This window comes from Haloplanus aerogenes, assembly GCF_003856835.1.
Lineage (GTDB): Archaea > Halobacteriota > Halobacteria > Halobacteriales > Haloferacaceae > Haloplanus > Haloplanus aerogenes.
On record NZ_CP034145.1, the window covers coordinates 2,620,583 to 2,639,159 of the forward strand.

At 63.3% G+C, this 18,577-nt stretch carries 17 protein-coding genes; 6 read left to right on the forward strand and 11 right to left on the reverse strand.

Annotated elements, in window-relative coordinates; genetic code table 11:
- Positions 1–20 precede the first annotated feature (20 nt).
- Positions 21–944, reverse strand: coding sequence for a glycosyltransferase (locus DU502_RS13495; RefSeq protein ID WP_121920323.1), 924 nt, complete (start codon positions 942–944; stop codon positions 21–23).
- A gap of 128 nt (positions 945–1,072) precedes the next feature.
- Here DU502_RS13495 and DU502_RS13500 point away from each other — a divergent pair, with 128 nt between their 5' ends.
- Positions 1,073–2,278: a glycosyltransferase family 61 protein gene (locus tag DU502_RS13500; protein ID WP_121920322.1), complete on the forward strand. Its 1,206-nt coding sequence runs from the start codon at positions 1,073–1,075 to the stop codon at positions 2,276–2,278.
- Between the two features lie 6 nt (positions 2,279–2,284).
- Here the strand turns inward: DU502_RS13500 and DU502_RS13505 are convergent, their stop codons facing one another.
- From DU502_RS13505 to DU502_RS13515, 3 genes are read right to left on the reverse strand one after another with little or no spacing between them, the layout of a single operon-like run.
- Positions 2,285–3,232 (reverse strand): glycosyltransferase family protein, encoded by a 948-nt coding sequence (locus DU502_RS13505; RefSeq protein ID WP_158601164.1) that lies wholly within the window; start codon positions 3,230–3,232, stop codon positions 2,285–2,287.
- Complete coding sequence (locus DU502_RS13510; RefSeq protein ID WP_121920320.1) at positions 3,232–4,176, reverse strand: UDP-glucuronic acid decarboxylase family protein; 945 nt, start codon at positions 4,174–4,176, stop codon at positions 3,232–3,234. The genes DU502_RS13505 and DU502_RS13510 overlap by 1 nt, the downstream gene beginning before the upstream one ends.
- Before the next feature lie 31 nt (positions 4,177–4,207).
- Positions 4,208–5,818 carry a capsular polysaccharide export protein, LipB/KpsS family gene (locus DU502_RS13515; RefSeq protein ID WP_121920319.1) on the reverse strand — a complete coding sequence of 537 codons (1,611 nt, stop codon included), beginning with the start codon at positions 5,816–5,818 and terminating at the stop codon, positions 4,208–4,210.
- Between the two features lie 109 nt (positions 5,819–5,927).
- Between DU502_RS13515 and DU502_RS13520 the strand changes: the two genes are divergently transcribed.
- A complete protein-coding gene (locus tag DU502_RS13520) occupies positions 5,928–6,935 on the forward strand; it encodes a PseG/SpsG family protein (RefSeq protein WP_121920318.1) in 1,008 nt (335 codons plus the stop codon).
- On the opposite strand, the gene DU502_RS13525 is transcribed toward DU502_RS13520, so the two are convergent.
- Both DU502_RS13525 and DU502_RS13530 read right to left on the reverse strand, forming a co-directional pair.
- Entirely contained in the window at positions 6,932–7,687 is a 756-nt protein-coding gene (locus tag DU502_RS13525) for a cytidylyltransferase domain-containing protein (protein ID WP_121920317.1), read from the reverse strand. The genes DU502_RS13520 and DU502_RS13525 overlap by 4 nt on opposite strands.
- Positions 7,688–7,820: 133 nt before the next feature.
- Positions 7,821–8,852, reverse strand: coding sequence for an N-acetylneuraminate synthase family protein (locus DU502_RS13530; RefSeq protein WP_121920316.1), 1,032 nt, complete (start codon positions 8,850–8,852; stop codon positions 7,821–7,823).
- An 87-nt stretch (positions 8,853–8,939) separates the two neighbouring features.
- Here DU502_RS13530 and DU502_RS13535 point away from each other — a divergent pair, with 87 nt between their 5' ends.
- A complete protein-coding gene (locus DU502_RS13535) occupies positions 8,940–10,115 on the forward strand; it encodes a DegT/DnrJ/EryC1/StrS family aminotransferase (RefSeq protein WP_121920315.1) in 1,176 nt (391 codons plus the stop codon).
- Here the strand turns inward: DU502_RS13535 and DU502_RS13540 are convergent.
- The gene (locus tag DU502_RS13540; RefSeq protein WP_121920314.1) at positions 10,112–11,386 is read right to left on the reverse strand and encodes a nucleotide sugar dehydrogenase; all 1,275 of its coding nucleotides are present in this window, start codon (positions 11,384–11,386) and stop codon (positions 10,112–10,114) included. The genes DU502_RS13535 and DU502_RS13540 overlap by 4 nt on opposite strands.
- A 147-nt stretch (positions 11,387–11,533) precedes the next feature.
- On the opposite strand from DU502_RS13540, the gene DU502_RS13545 reads away from it, so the two are divergent.
- Complete coding sequence (locus DU502_RS13545) at positions 11,534–12,520, forward strand: NAD-dependent epimerase/dehydratase family protein (RefSeq protein ID WP_121920313.1); 987 nt, start codon at positions 11,534–11,536, stop codon at positions 12,518–12,520.
- 21 nt (positions 12,521–12,541) lie between these two features.
- On the opposite strand, the gene DU502_RS13550 is transcribed toward DU502_RS13545, so the two are convergent.
- Genes DU502_RS13550 through DU502_RS13560 form a run of 3 tightly spaced genes read right to left on the reverse strand, consistent with a single transcriptional unit; the run spans position 12,542 to position 15,108 of the window.
- Positions 12,542–13,813, reverse strand: a complete 1,272-nt coding sequence (locus DU502_RS13550; RefSeq protein ID WP_158601163.1) for a methionyl-tRNA formyltransferase — start codon at positions 13,811–13,813, stop codon at positions 12,542–12,544.
- Between the two features lie 16 nt (positions 13,814–13,829).
- On the reverse strand, positions 13,830–14,393 hold the full coding sequence (locus DU502_RS13555; protein ID WP_158601162.1) for a GNAT family N-acetyltransferase: 564 nt from the start codon (positions 14,391–14,393) through the stop codon (positions 13,830–13,832).
- A 31-nt stretch (positions 14,394–14,424) separates the two neighbouring features.
- On the reverse strand, positions 14,425–15,108 hold the full coding sequence (locus tag DU502_RS13560; protein ID WP_121920310.1) for a PIG-L deacetylase family protein: 684 nt from the start codon (positions 15,106–15,108) through the stop codon (positions 14,425–14,427).
- 37 nt (positions 15,109–15,145) lie between these two features.
- On the opposite strand from DU502_RS13560, the gene DU502_RS13565 reads away from it, so the two are divergent.
- Together DU502_RS13565 and DU502_RS13570 are read left to right on the forward strand one after the other, a co-directional pair.
- Entirely contained in the window at positions 15,146–16,120 is a 975-nt protein-coding gene (locus tag DU502_RS13565) for an FkbM family methyltransferase (RefSeq protein ID WP_124897084.1), read from the forward strand.
- A 3-nt stretch (positions 16,121–16,123) separates the two neighbouring features.
- Positions 16,124–17,068, forward strand: a complete 945-nt coding sequence (locus DU502_RS13570) for a phytanoyl-CoA dioxygenase family protein (protein ID WP_121920308.1) — start codon at positions 16,124–16,126, stop codon at positions 17,066–17,068.
- A 53-nt stretch (positions 17,069–17,121) separates the two neighbouring features.
- Here DU502_RS13570 and DU502_RS13575 read toward each other — a convergent pair whose 3' ends face one another.
- Positions 17,122–18,564, reverse strand: a complete 1,443-nt coding sequence (locus DU502_RS13575; protein ID WP_121920307.1) for an oligosaccharide flippase family protein — start codon at positions 18,562–18,564, stop codon at positions 17,122–17,124.
- Between the last annotated feature and the right edge of the window lie 13 nt (positions 18,565–18,577).

An 18,577-nucleotide genomic window follows, 5' to 3' on the forward strand; every position in this document is an offset into this window, starting at 1 on the left:
CCGACCATCGTACTCGTCTGCTACAGCGACGGCGGCCCGTCCATCTCGGCGCCCGTCTCGGTAGGCGACAGCAGTTCCCGTGCGTACCCGCTCGCCCGCGCCGCCGTCATCGCCGTCCCGAGCGCCCCGAACGCGAGGCGGTCGGAGAGAGGGAGGTCCGGCGCGTCGGTGTCCAGCGGTTCGTGTCGTGGCGGGATCGGCGGCTCTCCGTACCGCTCCGGGTAGTACCGCTGGAGCTGGCAGTGGCCCCGGCCGACCCGGACGTTCTTGTCGTACAGGGATCGAAACGAGTCGCGGACGGGATGGGTGGCGACGGCGTCGGCGCAGTAGCCCAACTCGTAGCCCGCGGCGTCGACACGGTTGCCGAACTCCATGTCGCCGCCCGAAAGCAGGCGCGGGTCGAACAGGCCCACGTCCTCGAACACCTCGCGGCGGACGAGAAGCGAGCAGGTGGGGGCGTAGCGGTGGCGCTCGACGTACTGCTCGATGGGAAAGCCGGTGTGGGCGTTGTAGCGGGCGGTGAGGGTGCGGTCGCCTTCGATGGAGAGGTCGACGTGGCAGCCGAGGTAGTCGCAGTCGTCCAATCGCGCGAGCGCGCGGTCGAAGTAGTCCTCGGCGACCGTCACGTCCGCATCGACGAAGGCGAGCACGTCGGCGTCGTCGCTGGCGCGGATGCCCGCGTTCCGGGCGGCGTAGGAGGACTGGATCGCAGTCTCGGAGCGAAGCCGGACGTCGACGTGCGTCGGCTCGAACGCCTCGACGACGCGCCGGGTGTCGTCGGTGGAGGCGTTGTCGACGACGGTGACGGTCATGGGGCGTCCGGCCGCATCGAGGGAGCGAAGGGTCCGTGTGATCCCGTCCGGGTCGTTGTAGACGGGGACGACGACGGCGAGGGTCGCCTCCGATGGGGCGTCTTCGGGTTCGGATGGCGTCGTCTGGTCCATCAGTCGGAACTCGCTCCTCGATTCCGGCGAGACACTTATCACGTTGCTGGTCGACGGGCACGCCGGATTCCGTGCCTCGATGCCCGTCTCGGTGGACTTAAACGCCTCCTGGCGGCTACGTCACTACGATGGAACTCGGGAACGTCCCCGGTCGTGCGTACCGGAAGTTGCGGGCCGACGGCCCGGCCGCCCTCGCCCACGAGGGGCGGGAACTGCTCGTCACCGACCTCTGCTATCACTCGCTGTGGTACGACCGCTTTCTCCATGACCGACTCGACGTTCTCGACCGGGGCGAACTGCGATCCATGCCGACGACGCACACGTACGACCGGTTCGACGGATCGATCCGGTACAAAGGCCCGGGTTCGGTGCGACATCTGGACAACCCGGCGCGCTACGAACCCGGCGACCGATTCGTCGCCGACCTGCCGAACGCGACGATACTCGGTCCGGCGGGGCCGGGGCTGACGGCGGACGGGCGCATCGTCGGCGACACCGTCGGCATCCCGGCGCTGGTGCGGCGGCGAGCGGGTGCCGGCGTCGCCAAATCGATGGCGTCGAACGGGCCCGTGCGGACGATGCGCGCACTCCGCGGCGACGCCACGCCGGACGAGCGGTTCGGGACCGTCGCGCTCGCCGTCCCGACGTGGGGAAACTACTACCACTGGACCGTGGAGTGCCTGATCCGCATTCGACTGCTCGAACGCTACGGCGCGGAGACAGGAGAGTATCCGACGCTTGTAGTCCCCGCCGACCGTGCCTCGTGGATGGACGAATCGCTCGCAATGGCGGACTACGCCGGTCCGGTCGAGGGGTGGGACGGCGGTATCGCCCACGCCGACCGACTGCTCGTCCCCACCTTTCCCGACCCCATCCCCACCGAATGTCGGTGGCTCCACGACCGAATGCGGAAGGCAGCCGGGGTGATCGGTGAGGATGACGGCGACGGCGCCGACGAACGAATCTACGTCTCCCGGGCCGACGCGACGGTCCGTCGTGTCTCGAACTGGTCGGCCGTCCGTCGGGTACTTGGGGAGTTCGGAATCGAGCCGTACACACTGAGCGACCTGAACGTCAGGGAACAGATCACCCTGTTCTCCCGGGCCGAACTCGTCGTCGGCCCGCACGGTGCGGGGTTGACGAACGTCGTCTACGGCGACAACCTCGGAGTCGTCGAACTGTTCGGCTCGAAGCAGATGGCCACGTTCGACCGTCTCGCCGAACTGCTGGGGTATCGGTATACGGCCGTCCAGTGCCAGTCAGACGGTCTGGACGTGCGTGTCGATCCGGAACAGTTGCGCACTACGATCCGGGAGACGCTCGCCGCGCGGTGAGGGCGGTCACGCGATAGCGTCGAACAGCGTCTGCAGCCGTCTCACGTACCCGTGGTCCTCCCGGACGCGCTCGGTGTAGGTCCGGAACGTCTCCAGCGTGCCGTCCGGATCGGATAGAATCTCGTCCACGAAGTCTGCCGTCTCCTCGGCGTTCGACACCTGATACGGATACTCGAAGCCGAGGACGTCGTCGATGGTGGGATGTTCGGGGATGATCAACGGCGTCCCCGATGCCAGCGACTCGAACACCCGACTGTTCACGACGCCCCACCGTCGCTGCCCCTCCTTCGTCAGTCCGAAGGTGACCAGCCGCGTGTTGTACCAGAGGTTGAGTTCGTCGATGGTGGTGAAGTGATCGACCCACTCGAAGTCCTCCCGGTCGGCGTACGGCCCCATCAACATCGCCACCTTCTCGTCGTTCTTGTGGTTTTTCGACCCCGCGTAGCCCATCCCCGACCGCTCGACTCCAAGGGGTTCGTAGCCGTAGACACCGATGGGGAAATAGAGGGTGTCGTAGCCGGCCTGTCGCGCTTCCTCCTGGATGCGCTCCGATCCACAGAGGAGCAGGTCGAACTCCACGTCTGCGCAGGACTCCAGCACGTCGTCGAGGAATCGCTCCGGCGTGTCGTCCATGGGGCCGAACGAGTACCACCAGAAGACCGTCGTCTCACCCGCCTCGATGTCGCTGAGGGGCATGAAGCCGCCGGCGGAGAGGGAGACGATTCCTGCCTCCGGGTCGCCGTACTCGCGGAGGTACGCCCCGAACGCGGCGGCCATCTGACGGGCCATCATCACGTCGCCCAGCCCGTAGGCGTGGACGTTCAGCGTCGTCCGCGGGGCACAACACTGGATCGTCGTGTGCGAATCCTTGCCCAGAACCTCGCGCTCGATGGCCCGCTTCCGCTTCCGAAGCCGCAGTTGGGTCGCGGCGTCGATACCCGGAAAGATTCGCATCAGTCGAGTCGCTCCTCGTAGTACGAGAGCGTCTTCGCGAGGCCGTCGCGGTAGGGGATCGTCGGCTCCCATCCGAGTTGCTCTCGGGCCTTCGAGATGTCCGGCTTTCGACGCATGGGGTCGTCCTCCGGCAGCGGTTCGTAGGCGATGCCGCTCTCGGTGGCACACATGTCGAGAATCGTCTCGGCCAGCGTCTCGATGGTGATTTCGTTCTCCCGGCCGAGGTTGAACACCGACCCTTTCGTCCCCTCACTGTTCATGAGCGTGACGAGGCCGTCGACGAGGTCGTTCACGTAACAGAAACTCCGGGTCTGCGTGCCGTCGCCGTAGATGGTCAGGTCCTCGCCGCCGAGCGCCTGCCGGATGAACGTTGGGACGACGCGGCCGTCGTCCGGGCGCATCCGCGGGCCGTAGGTGTTGAAAATGCGCGCCGTCCGCACGTCCACGTCGTACTTCCGCTCGTAGGCGACGGTCAGCGTCTCGCCGAAGCGCTTCGATTCGTCGTAACAGCCGCGCGGCCCACGGATGTTGACGTTCCCGGTGTACGTCTCGGGCTGGGGGTGGACCTCCGGGTCGCCGTACACTTCACTCGTACTCGCGAAGACCATCTTCGCGTCGTAGTCCCGGGCGAAATCCAGCAGGTGGCGCGTCCCCTCCGTGTTCGTGAGCGCGATGCGGACGGGGAATTCGGTGAAGTCGGCGGGCGAGGCTCGGGAGGCGAGGTGAAACACCTCGTCCGTGGGCGGAAACTCCGGATTACTTCGGATGTCCCGTTCCATGAGCTGGAATTCATCGTCGTCGAGCAGATGGCGAATGTTCGACCGGCGGCCGCTTCCGAGGTTGTCGACACAGATCACCTGGTAGCCGTCCGACAGGAGTCGCTCACACAGATGACTGCCAAGGAAGCCGGCGCCACCGGCGACGAGGGCGGACCGTTGAGCCATGGCTACGCTGTGCGAGACGGCACAAGTTAGTCTATTGGATTCGATGGCGACAGGATGGAGCGATCACCTCATCTCCAGCGAGAATCTGTTCTACGATGGCGTCGTAGGGTTGGCTCCCAGGCTCGAGATCAGCGTGTTCGACGACGTTCGCCGACCGGCCACCGGGATCGGTGTCCTGGATCGAGAAATCGAGATGTTTGCAGGCGAAAAAGAAGTGGGCGTAGCGTTCGGCGCGGCGCTGTTTTTCGTCCGACAGCTCCAGTTCGTCGAGACGACCGAGGAGATTCCGATACGCCGGTTTGGAGTCCGAATCGTACGTGAAGCCGAATCCCAGATAGTGGGGATAGCCGGCGGTGACGACCGGCTTCCCCTCGAAAGCCATCTCAAGGCCGACCGTGGAGTTGAAGACGATGCCCACATCGAGCGTCTCGATCAGAGCGTAGGTATCGACATCCGTGTCGGGTAGTAGATGCGTGACGTTGTCCGGCAGTTGGTCGTACGTGTCCTGTAACCAACCCGAGACGCTCTCCCGTGTACCGAATTTGGCCTCGGCGGGATGGGTCTTGATCACGGCGTGGATGTCCGATTGTCCACCGAGTTCGGAAATCGTATCGGATAACCACTCGTACACGTCGTCGTACACCGCACCCTCGGGAATCAGCGATGCGTCCCAAAGGAGGTTCGTGAACACGCCGACGAGGGTGTCGGCATCGGGGTCGAGTGACTGGTTGGTTCCTGAGGAGTACCGCTGTCGGACGATACGCCCGGATTTTCGCCCCTCCATTACCGTCTCGATAGTCGCCCGTTCGTCGTCGGAGAGCGGCATCTCGAGAGCCGCCTCGACCACATCGGGATTGGTAAACTGTGGCATCGGCGACCGATTGTCTCCCCGTCCGAACATGATCGTAGCGTCGAAGTAGCCGTTCATCTGGCTGTAGCAGCCGATACCGGCCTGCCGGCCGGCGGCAATCGGGACCGCCCCCTGTAGATAGTAGGGTTCGTTGACAACGATCAGTTCGGGGTCAACCGTCTCAGCAAGTGCGTAGATGGCATCGGTGAGAACCATCGCATCGAGGAGGAAGTCCGTGTAAGCCGACCTTGCGTTCGGGTCCGACAGATCGAGCGTGTATCGCTTCAAATATTTCTTGACCGACGTTGTCGCGATTCTCGACACTGGTACACCGCGATACGTTGCTGACTCGATGTCATTCGGAAGCGACGGTTCCCGATACTCTGCCGGGAGCGCGTCACTGACCGAGACGGTATCGAGGCCGAACATCGACGAGACGCGCTTGGCCCGAAACCGGCACAGCTCCGTCGTCGTGCTTGGATGTGGGGAGTCGACTGTCAGTTCCGGGCTCGAACGGAGATCGTCGTCGTCGTAGAGAATCAGCGGTCGATGCCCCCGCGTTCGGAACGCGTGCCCGAGGGCGCCGAATCGATAGCAGAGCGTCGAGTAGCCAGGAATAAGCGGGAAGAGAACAGTTCCTGCGGAGTCGTTCTCAAGGGAGTAGGATGCAATGCTGTCGTCGACGCCGATACCGATCCCCGGCGCTTCGGCGACCCGGTCGTGCGCGGCGAGGGCGACCTGTCCGAGGCCGAATCTCGAGAGAGCCGCCAACACGCCGTGTTTCAACTCCATATGATGATCGGACGACGGTCAGCCGACATTAGTCTTGTGTGATGAGTGACGGCGATACTGCCTGGGCAGCGAGCAGGTCTATACGTCTCGGCTCACTACGTCGGTCTGGATGCACGTAGCGCTTCGAGCAGACGGGGGCAGCGACATCGGAATGGGCCATCTCGTTCGCGTCGCGACGCTCGCGACGGCGATGACCGACCGCGGTCACGACGCGATGCTACTCACCGAGACGCCCGAGGCGGCAGCGGCCGTGTCACCCGCGTCGCTTCCCATCGACACCGACATCGACGCCGCGCTGAAGACGACGGCGTTCGACGCACTGATCGTGGACTTGCCGGCCGAGTCGCGAAGCCCAACAGTCGAACTTGCGTCGCTCGACCTGTACGAACGGCTCGCGGCCCGTGTTCCGGCGCTCGTCGTAATCGAAGACTACGTCGACCGGACGGTCCACGCCGACCTGCTGATCAACGGCCACATCTACGCTCATCGAGCCGGATATCGGTGGACGGGTACGGAGCCGAAGTGGTTGCTCGGCGGTAACTACGTGATCCTGGACGAGGAGATACGGACCCTCGCTGCACGGACGCCACCGTGGCGTGACCCACCCGAGCGCTGTCTCGTCTCGATGGGTGGCTCCGACGTAGCGTCCGTCACGCCGACGGCGATGCGTGCGTTCGGTGGCCGGAGCGTTTCGGTCGACGTCATCGTCGGGCCGGGGTTCGACGAGGCAACTCGGGAGACCATCGAGGAGGCCGCCAAGGCGGTCGATTGCCAGTTCACCCTCCACGAGGATCCGGAGGACCTCGCGACTCTGATGTTCGACGCCGACATCGCCGTCTCTGCGCTCGGTCTCATGACGTACGAATTTCTCGCGCTCGGGACGCCGATAGTCGGCGCCGTGACCGCCCCGGACCAGCGCCCGAAGGCACGTGCGTTGCGCGACGACGACGCCGGTGTCGTCGTTGACGACCTCGAGGCGTCGTCGTTTCGTGACGCCCTCGATTCGTTGCTGTTGGACGCGGATCGGCGGCGAACCGTTCGGGACCGAGGCCGAGAACTCGTCGACCCCGACGGAGTCAAACGGATCGTCGACACGATAGCGGACCTACCGGACTAGCCCGAGTCGGTCGCCGCGCGTTGTTCGACGTGCTCGTTGATCGACGCCAGTTCGTGGCTGTCGATGTAGTCGACAGCGTCGCGGAGTGCGATGATTCCCTCGAAGTCGAGTTCGTCGTACACGCGGCGGAAGAGTTCGTAGTCCGCGGCCTCGTCTAGCGTCAGTCGAAGGCCCGGCCGATCCACCAGCGTGTCGTCGTCGAACACGTTCGCGGACGTAACCGTCTCGAGGTCGAACTCGGACGAGTGTTCGCGGTAGTAGACGGTGACGTGTTCTCGCTGGTGCGGTTGGTCGGCACGGTCGGCGACCTGCTCGAAACTCCGAGCCGAGAACGCCTCCACGTCGAGGCCGCGGGGGAACGTCCGCGGCTCCATAGTGTAGACGTAGTCGGCGTCGGTCGCCCATAGCCGTTCGACGACGGCGTCGACGACGGCGGGCGAAAGGAGGGGCGTATCCCCACAGATTCGGACGATATCGTCGGCACCGGCGTCGACGGCCGCGTCGTAGATGCGGGCGAGGACATCCTGCTCGCTCCCACGGAAAGTGGTGACACTGAGGTCGTGGAGTGTCGTCTTGAGGACATCGTCCGACGGATGTTCGGAGATGGCGACGACGAGTTCGTCGAGCGTCTCGGCACGCTGAACACGGCGGACGACGTGTTCGACCACGGGGCGACAGGCGAGCGGATACATCATCTTACCGGGCAGACGCGACGATCCCATCCGCGCCTGCAAGACACCGACAGTCGTCATATCCGCCACTCCTCGCGCCCGCGACTTATGTTAGTCGGTGACGAATCGGGTCATCCGAATCGCCGTAACTGTTTCTCGTCCGTCGCCGACCACGGGGGTGGCGACGGCCGGAACTGACGTACAACAGTCCGTATCAGTCGCGGAGTTTCTCCCACGTCAGCGGCTCGCCGGCGTCGAGGGCCGTCGCCGTCGTCCGACCGATAACATCATCGTAGAACGACGGGTCCAGTCCCCGCTCCCGCTGACCAGGTCGTCGAACCGCGATATCCGTTGTGTCGAGTGTCGTGTCCGCGGGCACGTCCCGAACGACGTGAATCCCGCGTTTCGCGACCGACACCACGTCCTGTTCTACGTCCAAAACTCGCTTTTCGGGCGAGCCAAGCGCCTGTTCCGTCTTCCGGATGGCATCGACCATCGCTTCGAGTTCGTCCGGTTCGAGCGCGAAGCTGTGATCCGGCCCCTCCATCGAGTTGTCGAGCGTGAAGTGTTTCTCGACGATAGTGGCACCGAGCGAGACGGCTACGGTGGGAGCAGTGGTCGGGTCGAGGGTATGATCCGACAGCCCGGCGAGACAGTCGAACTCCTCACGGAGCGTCTCGACGACGCGAACGTTGCTTCGATCCAGCGGTGCGGGATACGCAGCAACACACTGGAGGAGAACGTATTCGGACACGTTCGCGTCGTCGAGTGTCTCGACGGCCGTCGCGATGTCAGTGAATTCGTGGCCACCCGTCGAGAGCACGAGGGGCACGTCGAACTCGCCCAGCGACCGCAGGAAGGGAAGATTCGACATCGACATCGAGGCAATCTTGAACGCGGGAACGTGCTCCGCGAGTTCCGCGGCCGACTGTTCGTCGAATGGTGTCGAGAGGAACTGGACGCCGCTTTCACGGCAGTAATCGGCAAGAATCGGAATCCAGTCGTACGGCATCTCCAGCGACTCGAACTGTTCGAGCAGGTCGTCGGACTCCTCGTCCTGCTCGGCGTACATGCTGTCGACCCGAAAGGTTTGGAATTTCACGGCATCGGCACCGGCGTCGGCCGCAGCGTCGACAAGCGACTTCGCAGTTTCGAAGTCGCCGTTGTGATTCGACCCCGCCTCCGCGATGACGAACGTCTCGTGGCCGGGGCCGATCGGACGGTCCCCAATGTCGAAAGTCTCCATGGCCGCACATCGAGTGGGCGGATTAAAGGCGTTCCGTGCGGGCGTTCACGTCCAAATCCACTTATATCCCCGCGACGTGCCAGCGGTATGGAACAACTGGCTCGTGACGGCGGCGACGCCGTCCGTCCGGACGGCATCGCGCTGTCGAAGCCGGTGGTCGGCGACGAAGAGATCGACCGCGTGGGCGACGTACTCCGGTCGGGGTGGGTCACGACCGGCGACGAGACGGAGGCGTTCGAAGCGGCGATTGCGGATCGTCTCGGAACCGATCACGCCATCGGGACGACCAACTGTTCGAGCGCACTGGAGATCACCTACCGGGCGCTGGAACTCGACGGGGACGTACTCACAACGCCGATGACGTTCGCGACGACCGTCTCCGGCCTCGTTCGCGCGGGGGCGAATCCCATTCTCTGTGACGTGCGTGCCGATACCTTCACGCTGGACATCGAGTCGGTGAAGGAGGCGATTACGCCCCAGACGACAGCCATCGTCCCGGTCCACTTCGCGGGGCAGGGCGTCGAGATGGATGCGATCCTCGATCTCGCAGCCGATCACGATCTGACCGTCGTCGAGGACGCTGCCCACGGTCTGGGTGCGTCGTACGAGGGGACGCCACTCGGGACACTCGGCGATGTCGGCTGTTTCTCCTTCCACGCGACCAAGTCGATCACGACAGGTGAAGGAGGGATGCTCGTGACCGCCGACGAGGCGGTCGCGGAACTAACCCGACGGCTCCGGTTGGCCGGCGTCGACAAGGACGCCACCGCACGAAGCGACGGGGAGGCCCCGAACTGGGCGTACGACGTGACGGCCGTCGCCGGGAAATGCAACATGAACGACGTGCGGGCGGCAATCGGGATCGAACAGCTCTCGAAACTCGACGACTTCGTCGCCGCCAGATGCACTGTCGCGGCCGCGCTGGACGATGGACTGACCGACGTGCCGGGGGTGACGCCGTTGACCGTCCGCGACCCGAGCGAACACGCCCGCCACCTGTACCCGGTTCTGCTTGACGAGGAAACGCTCGGCGTGGATCGTCGGACCTTCGAAACGGCGCTGAACGCGGAGGGCATCGCCACCGGCGTTTACTACATCCCGATCCACCATCACTCGGCGTTTGACGACATCGACCGGATGGACCTCTCGACGACCGAGGACGTGGCGAGTCGGACGCTCTGTCTTCCGATCCACCCGGGGATGGACAAGAGAGACGCAGCGGACGTGATCCGAGCGGTCGAGAAGGTCGTCGACCTGCTCTAGAGGAGGCGGACGTTGTCGGCGTCGATGCCGTCGGTCGCGTTTCGGGTGTCGAACACGAGCGACGCGTGTTCGACGACGAACTCCATGTCGTACTCGGAGTGATCGGTGACGACGAGTACGCAGTCGGCATCGGCCAGGCGCTCGGCGGTGAGAGGTTCGGACGTGTACGTGCCGTTGTCCGGCGTCTCGAATACCTCGACGTACGGATCGTGGTAGGAGACGGTTGCGTTACGCTGTTCGAGTTGGTCGATGATGTCGATGGCAGGGGAGTTGCGCACGTCGGGCACGTCGGGCTTGTAGGCGACACCGAGAATGAGAATGTCCGCGTTCGGGAGTGGTACGCGACGCTCGTTGAGGTGTTCGGTCGTCCGCAAGACGATATACTCGGACATCTCGCGATTCGTCGAATCCGCCAGATCGATCAGCGGCGTGTTCAGCCCATCTTGCCGGGCCTTCCAGGAGAGATACAGCGGGTCGACGGGAATGCAGTGCCCGCCCAGTCCCGGACCGGGATAGAACGGCATGAAACCGTACGGTTTCGTCTTCGCCGCGTCGATGATGCGCCAGAAGTTGATGTCGAAGTTGTTCGCAACTTTGACCAGTTCGTTCACCAGCGCGATGTTGACGTTACGGAACGTGTTCTCGAGAATCTTCGCCATTTCGGCCTCGGTGGCGGAGTCGACGCGGACGAGCGACTCGAATACGTCACCGTACAGCGCTTCGACGTTGTCAGCGCACTGCTCGGTGACGCCGCCGACCACCTTCGGAATCTCGGTGAGGTGGTAGTCCTCGTTCCCCGGATCGACGCGCTCGGGCGAACTCGCCAAAAAGATGTCTTCGCCGACGATGAATCCGTGTGTCTCGAACACTTCGGCGATCACGTCCTCCGTCGCGGTCGGATAGACCGTACTCTCGATGATGATCGTACACTCCGGCCCGACGCGTTCTGCGAGGCTCTCGGCGGCAGCGAGCACGTACGAGATGTCCGGCTGTCCGGATTTCTGGAGCGGCGTTGGGACACAGATGGCGACGTGTGAGACGTCGTCCAGTTCGTCGTAGGTCGCGTGGGCTTCGAACCCGGCGTCGCGGAGCGTCGCGATATCGGCGTCCGGAATGTCACTGATGTACGACTCGCCCTGCTCAAGTTGTGCGACGCGCTCTTCATCCACGTCGATGCCGACCACGTCGACGCCAGCGTCGGCAAACGAGATGGCGAGTCGAAGTCCGACTTCACCGAGACCAACGACACAGAGGGACCGCTCGGAGTTCATTACTCACCGCTCCGAAGCCCAGCGTGAAATACGAACTGTTTCGAGTCGTGTGTCGAGTGGGTTGCGGCGTGGTGGAACCCGAGAGTGCTGCACACCGAACAGTAAGCCTTTATCCGCGGTGTGTGGAACGTGCGGGTGATCGAAACAATGGGCGAGCACATTCTAGTCACGGGCGCATCCGGATTCGTCGGCCAGCACCTCGTGCGCCGACTGGTAGCCGACGGTCACGACGTGACCGCCGTCGACATTCGGAATCAGCCGCCGGAGTCGTTCGCGGAATACGTCGGTGACGAGGTAGACTACTATCACGGAAGCGTCATCCATGAGGACTTCGTGGAGAACGTCCTGTTTCCGACGCCGAACACGTACGACCGCATTTTCCACCTCGCGGCAGTCGTCGGCGTCGACAACTACATCGAGACGACGGAACCGCTCTACCCCTACGAAGTCAACTTCAACGGGACGAAGTACCTGCTCGAACAGATTCACGGGTCGCGGACTAGGTTCGTCTACACGAGTACGAGCGAAGTGTACGGGAAGAATCCCGAGGTGCCGTGGGCCGAAGACGACAATCAAGTTCTCGGACCGCCGACCACGCCACGCTGGAGTTACGCGGTGTCGAAGAGTCTCTGTGAGCACATGATCCACCAGTTCAGCGAGGTGGACCTCGGCGCCTCGTCGGCCGTCGTCCGCCCGTTCAACCTCTACGGTCCGTATCAGCGCCCCGACTTCGTCATCCCCAAGTTCATCGAGATGGTGCTCGACGGCGAGGCGCCGACAGTCTACGACGACGGGACACAGAGTCGCTGTTTCACCTACATCGACGACTTCGTCGAGGGCATCGTCAGAGCATCCGAGGCGGAGCACGACGGCAGTGCGGTCTACAACCTCGGTGGGACGGACGAGATTCAGATCAAGGAACTGGCGAACCGCATCATCGACATCGCCGACGAAGACGTTGACGAACCGCGGTTCGTCAGCCGCGAGCAGGCGACCGGCCGCGACTTCGACGACATCGAGACCCGCATCCCCGACGTGTCTCGTGCGAAGCGGGAACTAGACTGGGAAGCAACGACGCCGCTGACGGAAGGGATCGAAGAGACGATCGAGTGGATGCGCGAGACGGAGTCGTAACGCTGGCCGAGACACGGCCATTCAGTGGACGAACACCTTCAGATATCGACCGTCGACGACGCTCCCGTCCGTCGCGAACTCGATGGCGAGCGTGTGGCTGCCAGGGTCGGTCGGGTCGTACGTAATCAGACATGACTCCCACCCCGTCGTCGACACGCGGTCGCCGAAGATCCGGTCTCCATCCAGAGTCACCATCACGTCGACCGCGCGGTCGGCACCGCCGGATCCGACGACGGCACGGATGGTTCCCGTCTCTCCGACGGCGAGATTGGTCGCACTGGTGAAGTCAGTGCCTCCGTCACGGTCGCGAATGCCGGTGTACCGCCACGACGGGGGTGCGTGGTGGCGACCGAATGTGTCGCCGACGGCGACGCCGAATCGGTCGGTGAAGGCATCCGCCCACATCCGCGGCCGGTCGCGGGGCTGGACGCGTTCCACGCGGAGGACGCCCTCGGCCGTCGCAACGTCGATTCCGTCGCCGGGGTGGACGGCGACGACCGTGCCGGGATCGGCGCCGACCGACTGGGTCGCCACGGCGCGTGCGGTCCAGATAGTCAGCCTTCTGCCGTCGACAAAGGTGTACGCCCCCGGATACGGGTCCGTCTGGGCGCGAACCCAGTCGCTGAGGGCGACGGCCGAGCGTGTCCAGTCGACGAGTCCGTCCTGTGGCTGTCGGCGGGGCCGATACGTAGCGTCGGCCACCGACTGCGGTGTCGGATCGAGAGTTCCGTCCTCGAAGTCGGTCCGAACGGAGTCGAGTGCGTCACAGGCCGCGACGGCGAGCTTGTCGAGGATGGTCTGTACGTCGTCACGTTCCTCGACGACGACGGACTCCCGGACGACGATATCGCCGCCATCGACGGCAGGCACGTACCGAAACAGACAGATCGGCACGCGGTCGTCGCCGTGAATGAGGCTCCAGTTGATCGGTGCCCCGCCACGACCACGGGGCAGGTCGCTCGAATGGAATCCGAGGAATGCCTGGGTAGGAATCTTCAGGACTGACTCGTCGATGACCTGATGCCATCCAGGACAGATGCAGTACGCTGGGTTCAGTTCTGCCAATCGGTCCCTAACCGACGGGGCGTGAATGTCCGCAGCTTCGATCAACGCGATGTCGTGGGCGTCGGTTATCGCGTCGAACGGTTCGAAGCCGGCCTGCTTGCGGGCCTGCTCGCCAGTCGTGGCGACAGCACCGACAACGTTCCAACCCGTTTCGAGCAGGTGGAGGAGGACGTGGCGGGCGAGCGCGCGGTTCCCGACGAGGACGACCCGTGGACCGTCGGCAGTCACGCAACCACCTCGGCGATCATTGGCTGTCGCCCACGTACGCGTAGACGTACCAGTCGTCCTCACGATTGGTTCGTTCGAATCCACAGCGTTCGAAGAGCCGCTGGGATCGCTCGTTGTTGGCGTGAATCTCGGCCTGCAGATCACGCATCGAGTGGAAACGGGTAGTGAGCCAGTCAAGCAGTCGTGTGGCGAGGCCCTCGCCCCACAGAGTCAACTCGGCGATGTAGATGGAGACGAAATCCGACGCGTCGACGGCGACGACGCCAATACGCCGACCGTCGTAGCTGGCGACGTAGTCGCGGCGGGTGGGGGGACGACTCTCGAACCAGTCGACGTGATCCGCCCACTGGATCGGACCGTCCTGTTCGGCGAAATGCTCGTAAATAACGGGGTTGTTTCGCCACGCGAGGACGAGTTCCAGATCCGCCCGTTGTATCGGGCCGACGGTCAAGCTGGCGGCGTCAGTCGACGGTTCGGCCAACTCGTAACACGCCGGGCACACGGGCGACGACGCCCCGTCGAGCGATAACAGTTCGTCCGGTGAGAACGTACCGGAACAGAACGCACACGAACTGGACATGCGCCCCATTTTCAGTTGAGGCTTAAGAACGTTAGCGTCGCTCCCGGAGCAGTTCGAACGCCTCGGCGGCGGTCATTCCGCTCTTGTGCCCCCAGAGACGGGCGTTCCCTTCGAGGGCGTCCACGGATCGAGGATGTGGCGGGTCACGCACCTCGTCGGCGTACGCCTCCATCGCCGCCACCTTCGTCTCCAGCGTATCGCCGATGTCGACGAACGTGGTCGGCTGGAACACTGCATCGACCGAGGGAACGCTCCACTCGGTGGCGGAAAGGGTTTCGAACGCTAGGATTTCGTCAACAGGCGAGTCGGACAGTGGCCGGGCGGCGGTCATCGTCGCCCGGCACGTGCGCTCGTGGTCGACGTTCAAGTCACCGTAGTGGTGCGTGTACAGCGTGACGGGATCGTGCCGGTCGAGGGCCGTCTCGACGCGTTGGGTCAACTCGAGGAGCGGAAGCGAATCGAAGGCGTTGTCCGGGAAGTCGTCGAACGTAATCGAGTCGACGCCCAGCGTTTCGGCCGCCGAGCGCGCCCGGTCGCGCCGGCGTTCGATCTCTGCCTCGGCGGCCGGCGTTCGCTCGTCGTATCGTGAGGTCACGCCATCGCCGAGAACGAGGATGTGGACATCGTCGCCAGCGGCGGCGTGTCGGGCGAGGGTCCCGCCAGCGCCGATGGTTTCGTCGTCGGGATGGGCAACCACAGCGAGAACCGTCGACATGGGCGGTAGTTGTGTCTCTAGGAATTAAATGTAGCAGGTGGCGTGGTTCGACATCAAGCGCGGTAATTTACACGAAGTCTTAATACCTTCCCTGAGATTATTCCGCCCGAAGCGGAGCAATCACGAACATATCGATCCGATGAAACAATTAACACGGCGGGCTCTACTGGCAACGAGACGGGCGTACGGCGACCGGATAAGACGAACGATGGAGCGGCTAGGTCTTCAACAGCACGTCACGGGTCTCTACGACCGGCTCGACCGTGCGACACAGCCCGACACGTACACGAAAGAGTTTCAGGGAGTCGAGGCCACCTTCCATACGGCGACGCGGCTCCAGTACCGACGGGCGACATCGATCAAAACGGAGTTGATGTCGTCGTTGTTCGACGAAATACGGCCTGACGACGTCTTCTACGATATCGGTGCGAACGTCGGTAGCGTCTCCTGTCTGGTCGGACAGACACTCTCGACCGGAGAAATCATTTCATTCGAACCCCTGCCGGTCAACGCCGACGCGCTCCGGGCAAATCTGGAACTGAACGACATCTCAGGAATGGTCCTCGAGTACGCGCTCTCGGACGAGAACGGAGAGATCGAATTCCGAGTTCCGGTGGACGAGGTGGAGGCCGGATCATCGAACGCCATCGCGCCAGAGAACGAAGCCTCCAGATTTTGGGAGGAGCGCCAAGAGCGCGTCATGGTCAAAACACGACGAGGTGACGAACTGATCGAAGAAGACGACCTTCCAATCCCGAACGTCGTCAAATTCGACATCGAAGGTGCAGAGTTGAAAGCGATTCAGGGGCTCAAGGAGACGCTGTCCCATCCGGAGTGCCGGACCGTCATCTGCGAAGTCCACGCGTACTTGTTGGAGGATTTCGGCGGCTCGGCCAACGAACTGGAAGCCGAGTTGCAGGAGTGCGGTTTCGAACTAGAGCGGTTCGACGAACGGAAATACGAAAAGCGGGGTGAGTCAGTCCACCTCTACCGGCTGAAGGCAACGAAATAAACAATGCTCTCGACAGCACAGAAAGTCGTCAACGACCCTATGAGCGTCGTCCGCTTCGCGCGAACCATGACCAAGCGTGCCGATTACCGCCTCGGGCGCGACGTGTTCGGCCACTCGAACAAACTATCGAGTTCACTCGCTGGCAACCTCGCGATCAAGCGAGCGCAGCTATCGGGGTCAAACGGCCAGTCGTCGATCCAGTCGGAAGCACGGAGGCTCCGAGAGGCAGGGATCGCCGAACTCGGGCAACCGTACGATCAGTCGACGATCAGCGAAATAAAGTCTCGATTCGACGAAATTATCGGCGAAAAATCGTACACGTACACTCGGGGCGCGAACGGCACCGACTACTCGTTCGGTATCGACAGTACGACGTTCGATCTCGCCGAGGAGTTTCCGGCAGTGGCGAACGTCGTCACATCGGACATCCTTGAGGTTCTCCACGGCTACTACGGCACGTGGACCAAGCCTATTCGCGTCAACATGTGGCGAAACCACCACGTTCCTCCCGAAGTCGTCGAGTCGTCGGAGGTGTTCTCCAACTACTGGCACACCGATCCCCACACCACGGATCACGTCAAACTGTTCGTCTACTTGACCGACGTCGACGAGAATAACGGGCCGTTCCACGCGGTGTCGACGGCCGACTCGCTCAGCATCACGAATGACTACAAGCGGAGTCGTGACGGCGTCCCGAACGGACGGGTGCGAGCCGAAGCGAGAGAGATTCACAAGTTTACCGGGCCGGCCGGAAGCGCCGCGCTCTGTAACACGAACACGAACCTCCATCGGGCCGGCATCCCGGCCGAGGGAAACCACCGCGACCTGCTCCAAGTCGTGTTCGCTCCTTCGTCGGAACCCCTTGGCGACGATTGGATCGAAGACCGAGAAAGCTACGCATTCGAGGGAAGCGACCACGACGGGCTTCGGAGATTGTTCCGCTATTGACGGCGCGACCGCCACTCACCGAAGCGTCCCGCGATACCGTTCGCGGAGCCCGGTCAGTAGATCACCGCTACGAGTTTTGCCGGCAGGTTGTCTCGGATCGTGGAGCGGAACTCCGCCGAGATACCGAACAGCACCGCGAAATACGCGCCTGCACCGAGACAGACCAGCAGGAGGACGAGCGCAAAGTTGTGCTGGAGGAGTTTGTAGGTCTCCTCGATCCAGAGGCCACCGTACGCGACGGCCCCACACACCGCCGCGGCGACGACCTGTTTTCCGATCGTACGGTAGGGAAAGTCGAAGTCGATCAGCCGCATGACGTACTGGTACGCGAGTAACGTCCCGATGCCGGCCGAGAGGGCGGTGGCGACCGCGGCGCCGACCCATCCGTAGAGATACACGAGCCCCAGATTCAACAGCGTGTTCGTGCCGATGAAGGCTGCATTGACGTTGAACGTGAGGTCGGGGCGGTCGATGGCACCGAGCGTCGTGATGAGTTGTTTCTGGTATGAGCGGAGCAACACGGCTGCGACGAGCAGTGTCAACACCGTCTCACCGACGGTGAATTCGGTGCCGTAGATGCGGAGGATTCGGGAACCGAGAATGACCGTCCCGACGAGACCGGGAATGAGTATCAGGCCGGCGTAACGCAGAGAGTCTTCGAGAATCGGCGCGGCGGCCTGGTTCGCGGCGTCGGCAGTAGTGTTGCTGATCTCGGGGAACGTCGCGCTACTGATCGAGGTGCCGAACGTGAGCAGGAAGGTGCTGATCGTCCACGCGACGGAGTAGACACCGATGAGGTCGGAGGTGACGAACAGGCCCAACACCGCGACGTCGACCCAGCCGAACGTCCGCCGTTCGACCGAGCCGAGCCACGCGAACTTGGCGTACGAGAACAGTTCGGCGAAATGATGTCGGGCGGGAAGCCGGAGCGACGGACGGGCGAGCCAGACACCCACAGCCCCGATGAGTGCGTAGCCAACCGCGTGACCGGCGAGCATTCCGGTCAGCCCAAGGCCGAGAAACACCAGTCCGATCTGCGTGAGGCTCCGGACCGTCATCCGGACCGGCGTCAGCACGCCCTGCACGTGGACGAGATGACTGCCGGCGAGCGTCGCTCCGCTCATCGAATTCAGGAGCGTGGCGAACAGGATGAGGACGACGAACCCGGTCACTGGCTCTCCGATGTACATCGCCACCGGGTTACGGAGGAGATACAGGACCAGCGACAGCACCGCGAACATTCCGATCATCAAACACAGGCCGGCAGTGAAGAACTCGGCCTGATCCTCGCCCTCGCTCATCCGCTTTCGAATGGCGGCGGTGACACCCACTTTCCCGCCGATCCCGACCCACGCCACCACCGCGAGCACCAGCGAGTAGGTGCCGAGAACGCCAGCACCGAGTTCGCGGGCGAAGTAGAGCGTCGCGACGAAACCCGCGATCGACCCGGCGATCTTCGAGACGAAGACTATCAGCGAGGTTTGGCCGATTCTCATTGGTGTCGCTGCC

Excerpts from the sequence above, each read along its gene's own strand:
- DU502_RS13495 (WP_121920323.1), bottom strand. The coding sequence starts at position 944 with ATGGACCAGACGACGCCATCCGAACCCGAAGACGCCCCATCGGAGGCG.
- DU502_RS13500 (WP_121920322.1), top strand. The coding sequence starts at position 1,073 with ATGGAACTCGGGAACGTCCCCGGTCGTGCGTACCGGAAGTTGCGGGCC.
- DU502_RS13505 (WP_158601164.1), bottom strand. The coding sequence starts at position 3,232 with ATGCGAATCTTTCCGGGTATCGACGCCGCGACCCAACTGCGGCTTCGG.
- DU502_RS13510 (WP_121920320.1), bottom strand. The coding sequence starts at position 4,176 with ATGGCTCAACGGTCCGCCCTCGTCGCCGGTGGCGCCGGCTTCCTTGGC.
- DU502_RS13515 (WP_121920319.1), bottom strand. The coding sequence starts at position 5,818 with ATGGAGTTGAAACACGGCGTGTTGGCGGCTCTCTCGAGATTCGGCCTC.
- DU502_RS13520 (WP_121920318.1), top strand. The coding sequence starts at position 5,928 with ATGCACGTAGCGCTTCGAGCAGACGGGGGCAGCGACATCGGAATGGGC.
- DU502_RS13525 (WP_121920317.1), bottom strand. The coding sequence starts at position 7,687 with ATGACGACTGTCGGTGTCTTGCAGGCGCGGATGGGATCGTCGCGTCTG.
- DU502_RS13530 (WP_121920316.1), bottom strand. The coding sequence starts at position 8,852 with ATGGAGACTTTCGACATTGGGGACCGTCCGATCGGCCCCGGCCACGAG.
- DU502_RS13535 (WP_121920315.1), top strand. The coding sequence starts at position 8,940 with ATGGAACAACTGGCTCGTGACGGCGGCGACGCCGTCCGTCCGGACGGC.
- DU502_RS13540 (WP_121920314.1), bottom strand. The coding sequence starts at position 11,386 with ATGAACTCCGAGCGGTCCCTCTGTGTCGTTGGTCTCGGTGAAGTCGGA.
- DU502_RS13545 (WP_121920313.1), top strand. The coding sequence starts at position 11,534 with ATGGGCGAGCACATTCTAGTCACGGGCGCATCCGGATTCGTCGGCCAG.
- DU502_RS13555 (WP_158601162.1), bottom strand. The coding sequence starts at position 14,393 with ATGTCCAGTTCGTGTGCGTTCTGTTCCGGTACGTTCTCACCGGACGAA.
- DU502_RS13560 (WP_121920310.1), bottom strand. The coding sequence starts at position 15,108 with ATGTCGACGGTTCTCGCTGTGGTTGCCCATCCCGACGACGAAACCATC.
- DU502_RS13570 (WP_121920308.1), top strand. The coding sequence starts at position 16,124 with ATGCTCTCGACAGCACAGAAAGTCGTCAACGACCCTATGAGCGTCGTC.
- DU502_RS13575 (WP_121920307.1), bottom strand. The coding sequence starts at position 18,564 with ATGAGAATCGGCCAAACCTCGCTGATAGTCTTCGTCTCGAAGATCGCC.